The organism is Brevundimonas faecalis (assembly GCF_040549405.1).
Taxonomy (GTDB): Bacteria; Pseudomonadota; Alphaproteobacteria; order Caulobacterales; family Caulobacteraceae; genus Brevundimonas; species Brevundimonas faecalis.
On the sequence record NZ_JBEPTF010000001.1, the window covers coordinates 928,689 to 943,634 of the forward strand.

17 protein-coding genes, 3 tRNA genes and 1 pseudogene are annotated in these 14,946 nt (G+C 67.1%); 19 read left to right on the top strand and 2 right to left on the bottom strand.

Going from position 1 to position 14,946, the window contains the following annotated elements:
- Nucleotides 1-97: 97 nt before the first annotated feature.
- A tRNA-Thr gene (locus tag ABIE19_RS04460) sits at nt 98-172 on the bottom strand.
- Between the two features lie 100 nt (nt 173-272).
- Here ABIE19_RS04460 and ABIE19_RS04465 point away from each other — a divergent pair.
- The 15 genes and pseudogenes from ABIE19_RS04465 to ABIE19_RS04535 all read left to right on the top strand — a co-directional run.
- Nucleotides 273-443, top strand: a complete 171-nt coding sequence (locus ABIE19_RS04465) for a hypothetical protein (RefSeq protein WP_354087930.1) — start codon at nt 273-275, stop codon at nt 441-443.
- 128 nt (nt 444-571) lie between these two features.
- Nucleotides 572-1,861, top strand: coding sequence for a UDP-N-acetylglucosamine 1-carboxyvinyltransferase (gene murA / locus ABIE19_RS04470; RefSeq protein ID WP_354087931.1), 1,290 nt, complete (start codon nt 572-574; stop codon nt 1,859-1,861).
- Nucleotides 1,851-2,345 (top strand): DUF2948 family protein, encoded by a 495-nt coding sequence (locus ABIE19_RS04475; protein ID WP_354087932.1) that lies wholly within the window; start codon nt 1,851-1,853, stop codon nt 2,343-2,345. The genes murA and ABIE19_RS04475 overlap by 11 nt, the downstream gene beginning before the upstream one ends.
- Nucleotides 2,342-2,809 (top strand): UPF0262 family protein, encoded by a 468-nt coding sequence (locus tag ABIE19_RS04480; RefSeq protein ID WP_354087933.1) that lies wholly within the window; start codon nt 2,342-2,344, stop codon nt 2,807-2,809. Before ABIE19_RS04475 ends, ABIE19_RS04480 begins: the two co-directional genes overlap by 4 nt.
- A gap of 161 nt (nt 2,810-2,970) precedes the next feature.
- Nucleotides 2,971-3,189, top strand: coding sequence for a translation initiation factor IF-1 (gene infA / locus ABIE19_RS04485; RefSeq protein ID WP_008261544.1), 219 nt, complete (start codon nt 2,971-2,973; stop codon nt 3,187-3,189).
- 8 nt (nt 3,190-3,197) lie between these two features.
- Nucleotides 3,198-3,797 (top strand): Maf family protein, encoded by a 600-nt coding sequence (locus tag ABIE19_RS04490; RefSeq protein WP_354087934.1) that lies wholly within the window; start codon nt 3,198-3,200, stop codon nt 3,795-3,797.
- A 1-nt stretch (nt 3,798) separates the two neighbouring features.
- Nucleotides 3,799-4,824, top strand: a complete 1,026-nt coding sequence (locus tag ABIE19_RS04495; protein ID WP_354087935.1) for a ribonuclease E/G — start codon at nt 3,799-3,801, stop codon at nt 4,822-4,824.
- An 11-nt stretch (nt 4,825-4,835) separates the two neighbouring features.
- Entirely contained in the window at nt 4,836-5,000 is a 165-nt protein-coding gene (locus ABIE19_RS04500) for a DNA gyrase inhibitor YacG (RefSeq protein ID WP_354087936.1), read from the top strand.
- A gap of 63 nt (nt 5,001-5,063) precedes the next feature.
- Nucleotides 5,064-5,139: transfer RNA gene (locus ABIE19_RS04505), tRNA-Phe, on the top strand.
- A gap of 462 nt (nt 5,140-5,601) precedes the next feature.
- Nucleotides 5,602-6,519 carry a MotA/TolQ/ExbB proton channel family protein gene (locus ABIE19_RS04510; protein ID WP_354087937.1) on the top strand — a complete coding sequence of 306 codons (918 nt, stop codon included), beginning with the start codon at nt 5,602-5,604 and terminating at the stop codon, nt 6,517-6,519.
- Nucleotides 6,520-6,524: 5 nt separating this feature from the next.
- Nucleotides 6,525-6,956, top strand: a complete 432-nt coding sequence (locus ABIE19_RS04515; RefSeq protein ID WP_354087938.1) for an ExbD/TolR family protein — start codon at nt 6,525-6,527, stop codon at nt 6,954-6,956.
- 18 nt (nt 6,957-6,974) lie between these two features.
- Complete coding sequence (locus ABIE19_RS04520; RefSeq protein WP_354087939.1) at nt 6,975-7,694, top strand: energy transducer TonB; 720 nt, start codon at nt 6,975-6,977, stop codon at nt 7,692-7,694.
- A gap of 168 nt (nt 7,695-7,862) precedes the next feature.
- A complete protein-coding gene (locus ABIE19_RS04525; RefSeq protein WP_435521129.1) occupies nt 7,863-8,615 on the top strand; it encodes a M48 family metallopeptidase in 753 nt (250 codons plus the stop codon).
- A 94-nt stretch (nt 8,616-8,709) separates the two neighbouring features.
- A tRNA-His gene (locus ABIE19_RS04530) sits at nt 8,710-8,786 on the top strand.
- A 41-nt stretch (nt 8,787-8,827) separates the two neighbouring features.
- Nucleotides 8,828-9,253: pseudogene (locus tag ABIE19_RS04535) on the top strand (methyltransferase domain-containing protein); the annotation flags it as partial.
- Between the two features lie 238 nt (nt 9,254-9,491).
- Here the strand turns inward: ABIE19_RS04535 and ABIE19_RS04540 are convergent.
- Complete coding sequence (locus tag ABIE19_RS04540) at nt 9,492-11,330, bottom strand: patatin-like phospholipase family protein (RefSeq protein ID WP_354087941.1); 1,839 nt, start codon at nt 11,328-11,330, stop codon at nt 9,492-9,494.
- Between the two features lie 80 nt (nt 11,331-11,410).
- Between ABIE19_RS04540 and ABIE19_RS04545 the strand changes: the two genes are divergently transcribed.
- The 4 genes from ABIE19_RS04545 (at nt 11,411) to ABIE19_RS04560 (ending at nt 14,944) form a co-directional block, all read left to right on the top strand.
- Entirely contained in the window at nt 11,411-13,003 is a 1,593-nt protein-coding gene (locus ABIE19_RS04545; protein WP_354087942.1) for a carboxyl transferase domain-containing protein, read from the top strand.
- A gap of 120 nt (nt 13,004-13,123) precedes the next feature.
- Nucleotides 13,124-13,630 carry a hypothetical protein gene (locus tag ABIE19_RS04550; protein WP_354087943.1) on the top strand — a complete coding sequence of 169 codons (507 nt, stop codon included), beginning with the start codon at nt 13,124-13,126 and terminating at the stop codon, nt 13,628-13,630.
- A 17-nt stretch (nt 13,631-13,647) separates the two neighbouring features.
- Nucleotides 13,648-14,055, top strand: a complete 408-nt coding sequence (locus tag ABIE19_RS04555) for a hypothetical protein (RefSeq protein ID WP_354087945.1) — start codon at nt 13,648-13,650, stop codon at nt 14,053-14,055.
- Nucleotides 14,045-14,944: an enoyl-CoA hydratase-related protein gene (locus tag ABIE19_RS04560; RefSeq protein ID WP_354087946.1), complete on the top strand. Its 900-nt coding sequence runs from the start codon at nt 14,045-14,047 to the stop codon at nt 14,942-14,944. Before ABIE19_RS04555 ends, ABIE19_RS04560 begins: the two co-directional genes overlap by 11 nt.
- Nucleotides 14,945-14,946: the final 2 nt, after the last annotated feature.

Here is a 14,946-nt window from a genome sequence, read left to right on the forward strand (position 1 = left end):
GCTGGTTCATGAAATGTTCCGAAACTATCGGCCATGTCCCCGCGAGGGGGTAGTTTCTGATTTCTCGGAAAACCCTTGGAAATCCAAGGGCTCAGTGTGGTGCCGCCGGGCAGGATTGAACTGCCGACCTCAGCCTTACCAAGGATGCGCTCTACCACTGAGCTACGGCGGCGGGTCACTGAGGAAGCGGCCGTATAGCCAAGAGCCTCGGCCGGGCCAAGCCAAAAATGCATGCTTGATCAGAATCTTTGCTCGGGCCCATGCTGCGCCTCATGGAAACGCCTCCGAAGCACGCCGTTACGCCCGCCGCCCAGCCGGAAGAGACGGTCAAGGCCACGCTGAAGGCCGAGCGCGCGATGCGACTCGCCGCCGCCCTGCGGACCAATCTGAAGCGTCGCAAGGCGCCGCGCCTGGCCTCGCCGCCCGCCGACGACCGCAACTGAACGGCCGGTCGAAAGGCGCAACGCAAAGTCATCGCGGCGCGTCCTTCGCGCCCCTTTCGTTTGGGGGCGGGGACTTGCTAGATAGCCGGTTCGCCGGGGCGTGGTGTTCCCGGCCGTGAAAGACTCTCATGGACAGCATCGTCATCCGTGGCGGAAACCGCCTCAACGGCCAGATTCAGGTCAGCGGCGCCAAGAATTCCGCCATCAAGCTGATGGCCGCCTCCATCCTGACGGATCAGCCCCTGCTGCTGACCAACATGCCGCGCCTGGCCGACACGCGTTTCCTGGGTCAATTGCTGCAGCAGTTCGGCGTGGAGGTGACGGAGCGCGACGGGGCGGACGGGCAGGAGACCCTGTTCCATGCGCCGACCCTGACCTCGACCTTCGCCCCCTATGACCTGGTGCGTCAGATGCGGGCCTCCTTCAACGTCCTGGGTCCGCTGCTGGCCCGTTCGGGCGAGGCCAAGGTCTCGCTGCCCGGCGGCTGCACCATCGGCGCGCGCCCGGTCGACCTGCACCTGATGGCCCTGACCGCCATGGGCGCCGAGATCGAGTTGGAGGAGGGTTATGTCTCCGCCCATGCGCCCAAGGGGCTGCAGGGCGCCGAGATCGAGTTTCCCTTCGTCTCTGTCGGCGCGACCGAGCACGCCCTTCTGGCCGCCGTCCTGGCCAAGGGCACCACGGTGCTGAAACGCGCCGCGCGCGAGCCCGAGATCGGCGACCTGGCCCGCTGCCTGATCGCCATGGGCGCCAGGATCGAGGGGCTGGACACCGACGTCCTGACCATCACCGGCGTCTCGTCCCTGTCGGGCGCGACCTGGTCGGTGATTCCGGACCGGATCGAGATGGGCAGCTACGCCCTGGCGGCGGCCATGGCCGGGGGCGAGGTGCGCCTGACCAAGGGCCGCGCCGACCTGATCACCGCCCTGACCGACAAGATGATCGAGGCGGGCGTCGAGGTGGAAACCACCGCCGACGGCGTCGTCGTGCGTCGCGACCCGGCGCAGCGGCTGAAGGCTGTCAATGTCACGACCGAGATCTATCCGGGCTTCGCCACCGACCTGCAGGCCCAGTTCATGGCCCTGATGACGACGGCCGAGGGCGAAAGCGTCATCCACGAGAACATCTTCGAGAACCGCTTCATGCACGCGCCCGAGCTGGCGCGTCTGGGGGCCGACATCTCGGTCCACGCCGGCGAGGCGCGGGTGCGCGGCGTCGAGACGCTGCACGGGGCGCCGGTCATGGCGACCGATCTGCGCGCCTCCATCAGCCTGGTCATGGCCGGGCTGGTCGCGGAGGGTGAAACCACGGTCGGCCGCGTCTATCATCTGGACCGCGGCTTCGAACGCATGGAAGAAAAGCTGGGAGCTTGCGGCGCCGACGTGCGGCGCGTGAAAGGCGAGGCGAATGAGCACTGAGGTCGAGACGATCTCTGACGACGGTCCGGCGGCGGAAGCCCTGCCGCCTATGGAGCCCTTGCGCCTGCTGGCCGAGGACGCCGTCGATCTGCAGATCATTTCGGCCGCGCTTCAGGACGCCATCATGCGGCCTGTCGACATTCGCTGGGAAAAGGAGGCGCGGCGCCTGACCATCGTCCTGTCGCGTTTCTGCTGGGAATGCGGCGGCACGCGCGTCATGGCGGCGATGCAGTTCGGCGACGTCGAGGCGGTCAAGAGCCGCCGCCTGCCGCGTCTGCCCGAATCGGCGCTGGAGCTTCTGGCTCTGGACTTCGAGCCGACCGAGGCGCCGGGCGGACGGGTCGTCCTGATGTTCGCCGGGGGCGGGGATCTGCGTATCGACGTGGAATGTCTGGACGCCGTGCTGACGGACCTGTCAGATCGCTGGCCGGCGCGGATGGCGCCGACGCATCCGGACGACCAGGGTCAGGGGGAGACGTCGTGAGCGCTTCGCACAGGTTGAAGTCCGTCGAGATCGACGCCGCGACCCTGCCGGCGCCGACGGCGGAGATCGATCATCAGCGCCGCGTGGCCATCTTCGACCTCGTCGAGCAGAACAGCTTCATCCCCGAGGGCGCCGAGGGCGGTCCCTACGCCCTGAAGCTGTCGTCCCAGGACAATCGCCTGGCCTTCGACATCGTCGGACCCGAGTTTTCGCGCACCCACGTCCTGTCCCTGTCGCCGATGAAGACGGTGATCCGCGACTACGCCCTGATCTGCGAAAGTTACTACGAAGCCCTGCGCGGCTCCTCGCCCAGCCAGATCGAATCCGTGGACATGGGGCGGCGCGGCCTGCACAACGAAGGGGCCGAGCTGTTGAAATCCCGGCTCGAAGGCAAGGTCGAACTGGATCAGGAGACGGCCCGTCGCCTCTTTACCCTGGTTTGCGCCCTCTACCGTCGGGGCTGAACTCGACTAAATCCGCATTTTGGTGCATTAGGCGCCTCCCTAGAGCGAAATCGGTTCGGACGCGCTCGCGTTTGAGTCCGGATATTCGTTTCAACTTCTAGACGGCTCGCGTTCACGCCCGGCGCGAGCCATACGCCGTTTCACCGGGCGAGAGAGACCGCATGGCCAAGGAAGAACTTCTCGAGTTCCCCGGCACCGTCAGCGAACTGCTGCCGAACGCCACCTTCCGCGTGACGCTGGAAAACGACCACGAGATCATCGCCCACACCGCCGGCAAGATGCGCAAGAACCGCATCCGCGTTCTGGCGGGCGACAAGGTGCTGGTCGAAATGACGCCCTACGACCTGACCAAGGGCCGCATCACCTATCGCTTCAAGTAAGGACGCGCGTGTCGCGTCCTGACCTTTCCGCTCCGAGGCTGGTTCTGGCCTCGTCGAGCCCGCGCCGCATCGAACTGCTGGCGCAGATCGGGGTGGTTCCCGATCATGTCGATCCCGCCGACATCGACGAGACCCCGCTGAAGGGCGAGGCGCCGGCGCGGCTGGCGGAACGCCTGGCGCGCGGCAAGGCCGAGGTGGTCGCCGCGCGATCGCCGGACGCCGTCGTCCTGGCCGCCGACACCGTGGTGGCCGTGGGCCGCCGCCTGCTGGAAAAGCCCGCCGACGAGGCCGAGGCCAGGCGCTTCCTGGAACTTCTGTCGGGGCGCAATCACCGCGTCTACACCGGCGTGGTGGTGATCGCGAACGGGGCGGTTAGCGCCCGCGTGGTCGAGACCCGCGTCTCCTTCAAGACCCTGTCGCCTGAAGACGTCGCGGCCTATGTCGCTTCCGGCGAATGGCGCGGCAAGGCGGGCGGATACGGGATCCAGGGCCGGGCCGCGGCCTTCGTGCGCCGTATCGTCGGCAGCCATCCGGCGGTCATGGGCCTGCCGCTTTATGAGGCGGCCAATCTTCTCTACGGCGCCGGCTGGCGGCCCAAGGTCGCCTGAGGTGGCCGATGTCGAGGTCTTCCTCGATGACACGCCCGGCGAAACGCGCGGCGTCGTCGCCCGCGACGGGCGCTTCCACCATCTGATCATTCAGCGCGAAAGCGATCGGCCGGGCGACCGGCTGGGCGCGCGCAGCGTCGGCCGGGTCGCTCGGGTCGAGCCGGGCCTGCGGGGCGCCTTTATAGACATGGGCGTCGGCGAACCCTTCGGCTTCCTGCCTCTGGGGGCGAATGAAAAGCCGGGGCAGGGGGCCAAGATCGAGGTCGAGACGGTCGCCGAACCCCGCGAACGCAAGGGACCGGTCTTGCGCCGTATCGGCGAGGCTTCGGGCGAACCGCGCCTGCTTCAGCCGGGGCCGGACGTCTCCTCTATTCTCGCGGACCTGGCGCCGGGCGTTGTGATCCAGACCGGCGCGGTCGCCGTCCAGGCGGCGCTGGAGGCGGAGGAGGAGGCTCTGTCCCTCCATGTGTCGGAGCCCTCCGTCGGGCTCGATCTGATGATTCAGCGCACGCGCGCCCTGATCGCCGTCGACATCGACCATGCGCCCGCCCCCGGTCGAGATTCGCGCAAGGCCCGGGAGACGGTGAATCGCGAGGGCCTGGCGCAGGCCGCGCGGATGCTGACGTTGAAAGGCTGGGGGGGGCTGGTGATCGTCGACCTGGCCGGCGTCGGTCTGCATGGAGAGACGGTGATGAAGACGGTGCGCGCCGCCTTCGCCGCCGAGCCTCAGACGGCCTTTGGTCCCTTCAGTCGTTTCGGCCTGGCGCAACTGTCCCTTCCGTGGCGCCGAACACCCCTGGACGACCGCCTGCTGGACGCGGCCGGGCGGCGCACCTTGGAGACGCGCGCCATCGACGTGACGCGGCGCCTGCGTCTGGCCCTGCTGACGGACATGGCCTCGCCGCGCATCATTGCGCGCTGCGGAGAAGGGGAGGCGGCCCTGGCTGCGCCACTGGTCGAACGCCTGGGACCGCGCGCTGCTGTCGTGGGGGATTCCGCCCTGCTTCCCGGTGAAGTTCGAATTTAAAGAGGTTTCCCATGTCGCTCTGCCCGATCTGCCGTCGCCAGGAAGCCGTCCAGGCCTACAAACCCTTCTGTTCCAAGCGTTGCGCCGACGTCGATCTGCAGCGCTGGTTCACCGGCGCCTACGCCATTCCGGCCGACGAAGCGGCGGAAGATGAAAAAGATCGCGAAATTGAGTGAATTGGCGTCTGGACACCCCGATCGGGCTCGCCTATAGACCCGCCTCTCGCGACGCAATCGCGCGCCTGGATAGCTCAGTTGGTAGAGCAGCGGATTGAAAATCCGCGTGTCGGTGGTTCGAATCCGCCTCCAGGCACCATTTCCCTTAAAATTTGGTTTTCGATGCGCCCGGCCGAAGTCCGTTTCGGTCGAACAGGCGTTGCGTCTCGAAAAGGCCTTATTTTCGCCAACGAAATTGCATGCTCGTAATTTTCCGCAACGCAGCGTTTTCGTGTCTGTATCATGATGGTTTTGGAAAATAATTTGCCCACCCGGGTGAATGCTGCGAGTGCGAAAGGGAAAAGAAACTTTGCGGACTTGACGCTAAGAGGGGTGTTCGCCAAAGGGACTTAACCGCATTCCTGCTTGCAGGTCAGAGTTGGAGAGATATGGTCTCTTCCGACCTTGGCGGCGACGGAAGTTCTCGAACAACCGTTGCGGGGGGGCGGCTCCACAGGTCGGTCGATCCGGCCGTGGTGCAAATCATTTCATAGGGACGGCCGACTGACGCGGTCCGTGTCTTGGGTTCCACGTGTCAGACCAAAGCAGGAACTGGCGAAACATGCTCGACAAGAAGACGAATATCCTCCTCGCAATGGCCGGCGCTGCCGTCCTGATGGCGAGCTCGCCGGTTCTGGCGCAAGACGCCGCGGCTCCGGCCGCCGCGCCTGCCGCCGCTGCCGCTCCGGCTGCTGATGCTGCTGCGGCTCCGGCCGCTGACGCTGCTGCTCCGGCCGCTGCTGAAGCCGATCCGGCTTCGGTCGGTGACTCGGTGAGCGGCGGCCACGGCAGCAGCGGCATCACCCCGATCTCGATGTTCATGGAAGCGACCATGGTCGTTAAGCTGGTCATGGCTGGCCTGCTTCTCGCCTCGATCTTCTCGTGGACCCTGCTGCTGATCAAGCTGATCGAGTTCGGTTCGCTGAACAAGGCCACCGACCGCTTCCTGGAAGCCTTCCGCGGCGCCCGCACCATCGCTGACATGCGTCGCGTCGCCACCTCGGAAGACTTCGACGGCAACCCGCTGGCCGACATGGCCGCCGCCGCCACCGAGGAAATCGAACTGTCGCGTCAAGCCGGCCTGAGCGTCACCGGCGATCACCGCGACTCGGCCCTGCTGCGCGCCCAGAACGCCGTGGCCGCCGTCCAGTCCAGCCTGCCGAAGCGCCTCTCGGGCGGTCAGCAGTTCCTGGCTTCGGTCGGTTCGACCGGTCCGTTCGTCGGTCTGTTCGGCACCGTGTACGGCATCATGAACTCCTTCATCGGCATCGCCGAGTCCAACACGACCAACCTGGCCGTCGTTGCTCCGGGTATCGCTGAAGCCCTGCTGGCCACCGGTATCGGCCTGTTCGCCGCTATCCCGGCCGTTATCTTCTATAACTACTTCAACACGCGCATCTCGTCGTACGGCACCCGTTCGGACGGCTTCAACGCCGAACTGATCAACGCTATCTCGCGTCAGCTCGACAAGGGGGCATAAGACGGATGGCCGCCAAACTTTCCGGTTCCGGCGGCGGCAAGTACACCGTCGAGGCGAACAGCGAAATCAATGTCACACCCTTCGTGGACATTATGCTGGTTCTCCTCATCATCTTCATGGTGGCGGCTCCGCTCGCCACCGTGTCGGTGCCGGTGAAACTTCCTCGCGCCGTCGCTCCGCCGGCTCCGAATCCGCCCAAACCCGTTTTCATCTCCATTCAAAATGATGGCGATGTCTTCGTGGGCGACTTCCGGACGTCGACGGCAACGCTGGGCGATGATCTGAAGACCCAAATCGGCTCGCGTAACCCTGAGCAGGAGCGGATTTTCATCCGCGCTGACCAGCTCACGCGGTACGGGGACTTCATGCAGGTCATGAACGCCTTGCAAGACAATGGTTTCTACAGCGTCGCCCTGGTTGGCGAAGATCAATCGTAAGGGGGCGTGGCGAATAGCATGACAGCTGAACCTCACGACCACCGCGATCCGATCTTGGATCCGCCGAAGAAGAAGAAGAAGCTCTCGACTGGGGCTATCGTGGGCATCGCCGTTTCGGTGCTGGTCCACGGCCTGGCCGGCTTGTACCTGTATAATAACAAGTTCAAGCTGAAGGAGATGACCTACGAGGACGAGGCCGTCGACGTGGAGCTGATGGCTCCGCCTCCGCCGCCTCCGCCGCCTCCGCCGCCGCCTCCGCCGCCGGACACGCCTCCGCCGCCGAAGCTTCAGGTGCGCGAGCCGCAGATCAATACGAATGCGCCTCCGCCTCCGGTGACTCTGCCGATCGAGCCGACGAAGAAGGAAGACCGCCAGGAGTATACGGGCCCGCCCGTCATCGTCCCCGGACCTCCGCCTCCGCCGGCTCCCCCGGCTCCGCCGAAGCCTTCGGTGATCACGAACCCGAGCTGGGCGCGTCCGCCGCGTCCGACTGAACGTGATTTCCCGCAGCGCGCCATGGATCGGGGCGTCAGCGGCTCGGCCACGGTCGAGTGCACGGTGACCCCGAGCGGCCGTCCGGAAGACTGCCGTGTCGTTTCGGAAGATCCGTCGGGCATGGGCTTCGGCGCCGCGGCCGTCCGGATCGTCCAGCGCGGGCAACTTTCGCCCCGCACGGTCGACGGCGCTGCAACGAACGCCAAGTTCGTCGTCCGCGTCCCGTTCAACCTGGGCGACTGACGCGAGCGATCGCATAACGACAAAGGCGCCCCGAGGTTCTCCTCGGGGCGCTTTTTTCATGAGTGCAAGGGAAGGCGGGTCGAGACATCGTCGGCTTCCGTCATTGATCGCTGGCGTCTCTGTGATTTCCTCCGCATGATCCTTGGCGAAAGCCGCCAGGAGGCCCGCGTGAAAAAAGCCCTCGTTCTCGCCGTCGGATCGGTCGTCGCCCTGTCAGGCCTTTTGGGCGCCTGCGCCTACAACGAGGCCCTGGGACGGAACCAGTTCGTCTTTGTGGACGACAGCGCCCTGATCCAGCAGTCGCGTGCAGCCTGGGCCGAGACCTTGCGGACCCAGAAGGTGTCGAACAACGCGGCCCAGAACGCGCGTGTGCGGCGGGTCGGCGACCGCATCGTCCAGGCGGCGCGCCTGACGGACCGTCCCTGGGACTACGCCGTGTTCGAGGACGCCTCGCCCAACGCCTTCGTCCTGCCGTCGGGCCATATCGGCGTGACGACGGGCCTGTTGAACCTGGCGAAGAACGACGACCAACTGGCCACGGTCATCGGCCATGAGGTCGGCCACGTCGTCGCCCGCCATGCGGCCGAGCGCTCCTCGACCAACGCCGCGACCGGCCTGGTGCTCGGCGCGGTCCAGAGCCAGGCGGGGGACTACGGCCAGGCGGTCCAGGCCTTCGGCGGTCTGGGCGCCCAACTCGGCGTGCTGCTGCCCTTCTCGCGCAGCCATGAACTGGAGGCCGACCGCCTGGGCGTCGATTACCTGGCCGCCGCGGGCTACAAGCCGTCGGAGGCCGTGGCCCTGTGGCGCCTGATGGCGCAGCAGCGGCAGTCCTCCACGCCCCAGTTCGCCTCGACCCACCCGTCGGACCAGACCCGCATCGCGGCTCTGGAGCAGTACATCGCCAGCCGTGGGTGGAACTGACGGGGATAAAAGCCATTTCCCTGCGGCGAGGATGAAAAGGGCGCTTGCCCCATCGGGCGAGTGCCGCTAGAGAACCGCCCTCGCGCAGAGATGTGCAGCCTTAGCTCAGTTGGTTAGAGCGCCGGTTTGTGGAGCCGGAGGTCCTCAGTTCAAACCTGAGAGGCTGTACCATTCTTCCTCGAATCGCTTCGGCGATGACATGGGAGACGCCGATGACCGCCCCGATATGGGATCCCCAGCAGTATAGTCGTTTCGAGGCCGAGCGCGATCGCGCCGCCCTGGATCTGCTCGTCCGCCTTCCGGAAGACCTGTCGCCGGCCGAGATCTGGGATCTGGGCTGCGGGACGGGGCAGCATGCGGCCCTGTTGAAGCGTCGCCATCCGCGAGCGCATGTGCATGGCTTGGACGCCAGCGAGGCGATGATCGCCGAGGCCAGAGCCTTGACGGCGGACGTCGACTGGCGAACGGGGGACATCACGACCTGGGCGCCGGATCGACCGGCCGACCTGATCTTCGCCAACGCCTCCCTGCAGTGGCTGCCTGATCATGAACCCCTGTTCCGGCGGCTGGCCGAAGCCCTGGCGCCGGGCGGCGTCCTGGCGGTCCAGATGCCGTTGAGCTGGGAGACGCGGCACCACCGCCTGATGCGCGAGACCGTGGCCGAGGCGCCGTGGGCGTCGCGCCTGACCGAGGCGACGGCCAGGGTTCAGGTCATGCCGGTCGAGGCCTATTACGACGTCCTGGCGCCCCTGTGCGCGGACATCGACATCTGGTCCACCACCTATCTGCACGTCCTGGCGGGCGAGAACGCCGTGCTGGAATGGATGAAGGGGACGGCCCTGCGCCCCTATCTGACGGTGCTGGCCGACGACGCCCCTATGAGGGACACCTTCCTTTCAACCCTAGGAAGCCGGCTTTCCGAGGCCTTTCCGCGACGGGCGACGGGGGAGACTCTTCTGCCATTTCCTCGTCTGTTTCTGGTGGCGCGCCGGGGATGACGTCCTTGCGGTGCATGTGCTCGATCGGGCCGTCCAGGGTCTCCAGCGCCGCGCGCGCGGCGTCATGGCCGGCGCTGACGGCCGGGTCGTAGGCCTTCCAGTCGCGGATTTCGACGCCCTCCGGCTTGGGCAGGATCAGCAGGTCGGTGTCGGCCCGCGCCTGCATCAGCTCGCTTTCGGTCGTCAGGGTGGCCGCCCGCATCAGGATGGAGACGATCGGCGGCCCCTTCTTCCACGAGCCTGACAGGATCCATCGCCACCAGGACGGCGGATTCTCCAGAGCCTTGGGGTCCACGCCGCGCGTCTGGGATACGTCCACGCCGACTACGGGGCCGGTGTTCAGGCGGCGCATGACCTCGCTGGGGAAGTTGCGCAGGACGGCGCCGTCCACTAGCACCTGGCCGTTCATCACCACGGGCGGCATGACGCCGGGCAGGGAGATGGAAGCCCGCAGCGCATGGCGCAGCACGCCCTGGCGGTGGATCTCCAGCCGCCCGGTCGTGAGGTTGGTCGAGACGGCGTAGAAGGGCAGGGTCATGTTCTCGATCCCCACCTCGCCGAAGGCGTCCTGCATCAGGCCCGCCACCTTGCCCGCGCGGGTCATGGCGATGATGGGGAAGGCGATGTCCGACAGGGGATCGGACTGGACGAAGGCGGTGCGGATGCGATCCTCCAGCTCCTCGTCCGACCAGCCCAGGGCTGGGCCAGCCCCGATCACCGCCCCCATGGAGGAGCCGCCGATGAAGTCGATGGGCGTCCCCGCTTCGCGCAGGGCGCGCAGGGCGCCGATGTGGGCGTAGGCGCGCGCGCCGCCGCCCGACAGGACCAGACCGACCGCCGACCCCGTCACGACCCGCGCGATCCGCGCCGTGTCGCTGAACAGGCCCTCGACCACGTGGAACCATCGTCCGGGGCGAACCAGGTCCAGCCAGGCCCGGGTGTTGCTCGGCAGGCCCATGTGCGGCTCGCGCAATAGGATCAGGTCGGTCAGCGGATGGGCCTCGTCCGTGCTGGGCTGGAAGACGGGCGAGCGGGGAGGGCGGTCGGCCGTCCCGACCAGGAAGACGCGGTCCACCTGGCGCGCGCACAGGGCGGCCCAGCTCGGTTGGTCCGATTCGGCGACATAGAGGACATAGTCGTGGGCCTGCTCCACGCCGGAAAACCATTCGGCGGCCGAGGTCAGGGCCGTATGGTCGATGACGAGGCATGAGAAGCCCTGGCCCTCAACGGCGCGGGCCACCCGCTCGACGAAACCGCGGATCGGCTGTCCCCGGGCGGAGATGAAGCCGAAGACGCTGGGGGCGTCGCCCACGGCGTTGCGGTCGCGGGCGCGGGCCAGCATGACCTGGCCCAGCTCGGTCATCAGGGCGGGTTCGTCCCGCGCGGCCTGGAAGAAGGCGTCGCGGGGCAGGGCGATCACGTCGCTGTCGCGCAGGGCCACCACGTCCGACAGGTGGGTGGTCCCCGCCAGCAAGGCCATCTCCCCGACCGGGTCGCCCGGCTTGATCACCCCGACGAACTGGGGCGCGCGTCCCTCGTCTTCGCGGAAGACGCCCAGTCGGCCGGCGCGCAGCAGATAGAGGGTGTCCGCCGGATCGCCCGCAGAGAACAGCCGCTCGCCCCGTGTCAGGGCGAACCAGCTGGCGCGGGTGTTGTGCGCGCCGTCGAAGACTCGCGCCAGGGCGGCTTCCAGAGTGTCGGGACGGGGGGAGGCCATGACCCCCACATAAGCGCGATTTCCGTCGCCTGGAAATCCGGCGCTTCCCACCGGAGCGGAAGCTGCTTACACCTTGGGGCATGCCCAAGCTGATTTCCGCCGTCGATCGCAACAGTCCTGCTTTCAAAACGCTGGATGCGCATAATCGCGCCCTGCGGGACGAGCTTTACGAGAAGGTCGCCAAGGCCGCGCGTGGGGGCTCCGACGCCAGTCGCGATCGCCATGTGGCGCGGGGCAAGCTGTTGCCGCGCGACCGGGTCGAGCGCCTGCTGGACCCCGGCTCGCCCTTCCTGGAGGTCGGGCAACTGGCCGCCAACGGCATGTACAAGGACGAGGCGCCGGGCGCGGGCATGATCTGCGGCGTCGGCCGGGTCTCGGGCCGCGAGGTCATGATCGTCGCCAACGACCCGACGGTGAAGGGCGGCGCCTACTTCCCCATGACGGTGAAGAAGCACCTGCGGGCGCAGGAGATCGCCGAACAGAACAATCTGCCCTGCGTCTATCTGGTCGATTCCGGCGGGGCCAACCTGCCGCACCAGGCCGAGGTCTTCCCTGACCGCGACCACTTCGGCCGCATCTTCTTCAACCAGGCGCGGATGAGCGCACGGTCGATCCCCCAGATCGCCTGCGTCATGGGCTCCTGCACGGCGGGCGGCGCCTATGTGCCGGCCATGTCGGACGAGACGGTGATCGTGCGCAATCAGGGCACCATCTTCCTGGCCGGTCCGCCTCTGGTGAAGGCCGCGACCGGCGAGGTCATCTCGGCCGAGGAACTGGGCGGCGCCGAGACCCACGGCCGCAAGTCCGGCGTGGTCGATCATGTGGCCGAGAACGACGAGCATGCGCTGGCGATCGTCCGCTCCATCGTCGCCAACCTGAACACCATCAAGCCCCAGCCGCTGGATGTGCGCGAGCCGCGCGCCCCGGCCTATGATCCGGCTGAACTGTACGGGATCATCCCCGAGGACGTCCGCGCCCCCTATGACGTGCGCGAGGTCATCGCCCGCATCGTCGACGGCTCGGAGATGGACGAGTTCAAGGCGCTTTACGGTACGTCGCTGGTCTGCGGTTTCGCCCGCATCTGGGGCCAGCCGGTGGCCATCCTGGCCAACAACGGCGTCCTGTTCAGCGAGAGCGCCCAGAAGGGCGCGCACTTCATCGAACTGGCCTGCAAGCGCAAGATTCCGCTGCTCTTCCTGCAGAACATCTCGGGCTTCATGGTCGGCGGCAAGTATGAGGCCGAGGGCATCGCCAAGCACGGCGCCAAGCTGGTGACGGCGGTCGCCAGCGCCGAGGTGCCCAAGTTCACCGTCCTGATCGGCGGTTCGTTCGGCGCCGGCAACTACGGCATGTGCGGCCGGGCCTACAGCCCGCGCTTCCTCTTCACCTGGCCGAACAGCCGGATTTCGGTGATGGGCGGAGAGCAGGCGGCCAGCGTCCTGGCCACGGTCCACCGCGACGCGGACACATGGACGCCGGAAGAGGCCGAGACCTTCAAGGCGCCGATCCGCCAGAAGTACGAGGACGAGGGCAATCCCTACTACGCCACCGCCCGTCTGTGGGACGACGGCGTCATCGACCCGGCCCAGACCCGCGACGTCCTGGGCCTGGCCATCAGCGCCAGCCTGAACGCCCCGATCCCCGAAACCACCTTCGGCGTCTTCCGGATGTAGGACGGGGCCGCATCAATTATACGCTGTTCAAAAAAGAACTTGAAGCAGGGCGATGCGCTTGAGAAGGTCGCATCGACGATCTCGGCCCGAGATCGGAATCCGGACGAGAAGGACTGAGACATGAAGACGTCAGCCGTTATCATCACCCTGACGACCCTGCTGGCGGCCTGCGGCTCCCAAGCGGATTCCGCCGCCCCGAAGTCTGACGCCCCCGCCGCCGCGGATCAGGCCGCCCCCGCCGCCGCGACGCAGGCGGCGTCGTCCGAGCCTGTTTCGGCCGCAGAGGAAGAGGCAGCGCGGGCGGGACAGCCGTCGCAGGCGGTCTTCCCCGTCGGCTATCGCGGCAATTGGGACTACAGCGACACCGGTTGCGACAAGGACGAGAGCGGCACGCGCTTCGTCATCACGGCCGATGAGATCAAGGGCTATGAGGACACCTCCAAGCTGGTGGCCCTGGAAACCCTGGAAGGTCAGGGCGACGCCATCCGCGTCGTGCTGGAGAACCAGTCGTCGGACGGGGACAAGACCATCGTCCAGACGCTGCGCCTGTCGCCGGTCGCCGGGGTCTCGCTGCGGGTCGAGCAGGACGGCAAGACGGTTCGCGCCAACCGCTGCGATCCTGTTTGACCGCCGGGAGGGCCGTCATGAACCGCGTCGTCGTCCGCCTGCTGTTCGGAATGATCTGCGCCGGCGCGGCCCAGGCTGCGCAGGCTCAAGCCGTCGACGCCTCGGCGCCCCTCGTTCCCGAGCGCTTCCACGGGGAATGGAACAGCGAACTCGAGCGCTGCGGCGACCGGGAAAGCGGAACCAACCTGATCATCGACGGGACCTCGATCACCTATTTCGAGGCCGGAGACACAGTGATCGCCGTCCTGCCGGCTGAACTGGACGGGATTACCGTCACGGTCGATCATCAGGACGAATATGGGATCGAACGCCTCTATCGGACGCTGATACTGTCGGACGATCAACAGAAGCTCAGCTTCACCTACGGCGACGGGCCGGAGTCCGTCGTCCTGCGATGCCCGCAAGGAAACCAAGATGGCCGATAAGCCGACCGAAGAAGACCTGAACGCCCTGGACGTCACCGACGCCGAGGCGGTCGAGATGAACGCCATCGCCCATCCCTTCGTCGCCGATCCGGCGCCGGACGCGAACGACGACCTGGTCCAGATCGACGCCCTGCCGTCGGGCGTGGTCTTCGTGACCATCAACCGGCCGCAGAAGAAGAACGCCTTCGACGCCGCGACCATCGCGGCCCTGTACGAGGCGTTCGAGACCCTACACGGCGCCGACCGGGTGCGCGTGGTCTTCATTCGCGGCGCGGGCGGCACCTTCAGCGCGGGCGCCGACCTGAACTGGATGCGCGACGCCGCCGGCTGGTCCGAGGCCGACAACCGCGACGACGCCATGGGCCTGGCCAAGATGCTGAAGGCCCTGCACGACGTGCCGGCCCTGACGGTGGCCCTGGTCGAGGGAGCGGCCATGGGCGGCGGCGCGGGCATCGTCGCCGCCTGCGACATGGCCGTGGCGGTCGAGGGCGCGCGCTTCGCCTTCTCCGAGGTCAAGCTGGGCCTGATCCCGGCGACCATCGCCCCCTATGTCATCGAGGCGGTCGGCGCGCGCCGCGCCCGCCAGCTGTTCCTGACGGCCAATATCTTCGACGCCGACTACGCCGCCCACGCGGGCCTGATCGACCTGGTCCTGCCGGAAGGTTCGGTGGACGAGTTCATCTCCATGCTGACCGACAGCCTGACCAACTGCGCTCCCGGCGCCATGGGCGACGCCAAGCGTCTGGTCCACGATGTGGCGGGCGAGGCCATCGACCATCGCCTGCTGGAGGAGACCGCCAAGCGCATCGCCCGCGCCCGTGTCTCCGCCGAGGGCCAGGAAGGCGTCCGCGCCTTCCTCGACAAGCGCGCCCCGAGCTGGGCGCAGTAAGA

Bases quoted from the DNA above. Each gene is read 5' to 3' on its own strand.
- ABIE19_RS04465 (WP_354087930.1), top strand. From the start codon at position 273: ATGGAAACGCCTCCGAAGCACGCCGTTACGCCCGCCGCCCAGCCGGAA.
- murA (WP_354087931.1), top strand. From the start codon at position 572: ATGGACAGCATCGTCATCCGTGGCGGAAACCGCCTCAACGGCCAGATT.
- ABIE19_RS04475 (WP_354087932.1), top strand. From the start codon at position 1,851: ATGAGCACTGAGGTCGAGACGATCTCTGACGACGGTCCGGCGGCGGAA.
- infA (WP_008261544.1), top strand. From the start codon at position 2,971: ATGGCCAAGGAAGAACTTCTCGAGTTCCCCGGCACCGTCAGCGAACTG.
- ABIE19_RS04500 (WP_354087936.1), top strand. From the start codon at position 4,836: ATGTCGCTCTGCCCGATCTGCCGTCGCCAGGAAGCCGTCCAGGCCTAC.
- ABIE19_RS04510 (WP_354087937.1), top strand. From the start codon at position 5,602: ATGCTCGACAAGAAGACGAATATCCTCCTCGCAATGGCCGGCGCTGCC.
- ABIE19_RS04515 (WP_354087938.1), top strand. From the start codon at position 6,525: ATGGCCGCCAAACTTTCCGGTTCCGGCGGCGGCAAGTACACCGTCGAG.
- ABIE19_RS04520 (WP_354087939.1), top strand. From the start codon at position 6,975: ATGACAGCTGAACCTCACGACCACCGCGATCCGATCTTGGATCCGCCG.
- ABIE19_RS04540 (WP_354087941.1), bottom strand. From the start codon at position 11,330: ATGGCCTCCCCCCGTCCCGACACTCTGGAAGCCGCCCTGGCGCGAGTC.
- ABIE19_RS04545 (WP_354087942.1), top strand. From the start codon at position 11,411: ATGCCCAAGCTGATTTCCGCCGTCGATCGCAACAGTCCTGCTTTCAAA.
- ABIE19_RS04550 (WP_354087943.1), top strand. From the start codon at position 13,124: ATGAAGACGTCAGCCGTTATCATCACCCTGACGACCCTGCTGGCGGCC.
- ABIE19_RS04555 (WP_354087945.1), top strand. From the start codon at position 13,648: ATGAACCGCGTCGTCGTCCGCCTGCTGTTCGGAATGATCTGCGCCGGC.
- ABIE19_RS04560 (WP_354087946.1), top strand. From the start codon at position 14,045: ATGGCCGATAAGCCGACCGAAGAAGACCTGAACGCCCTGGACGTCACC.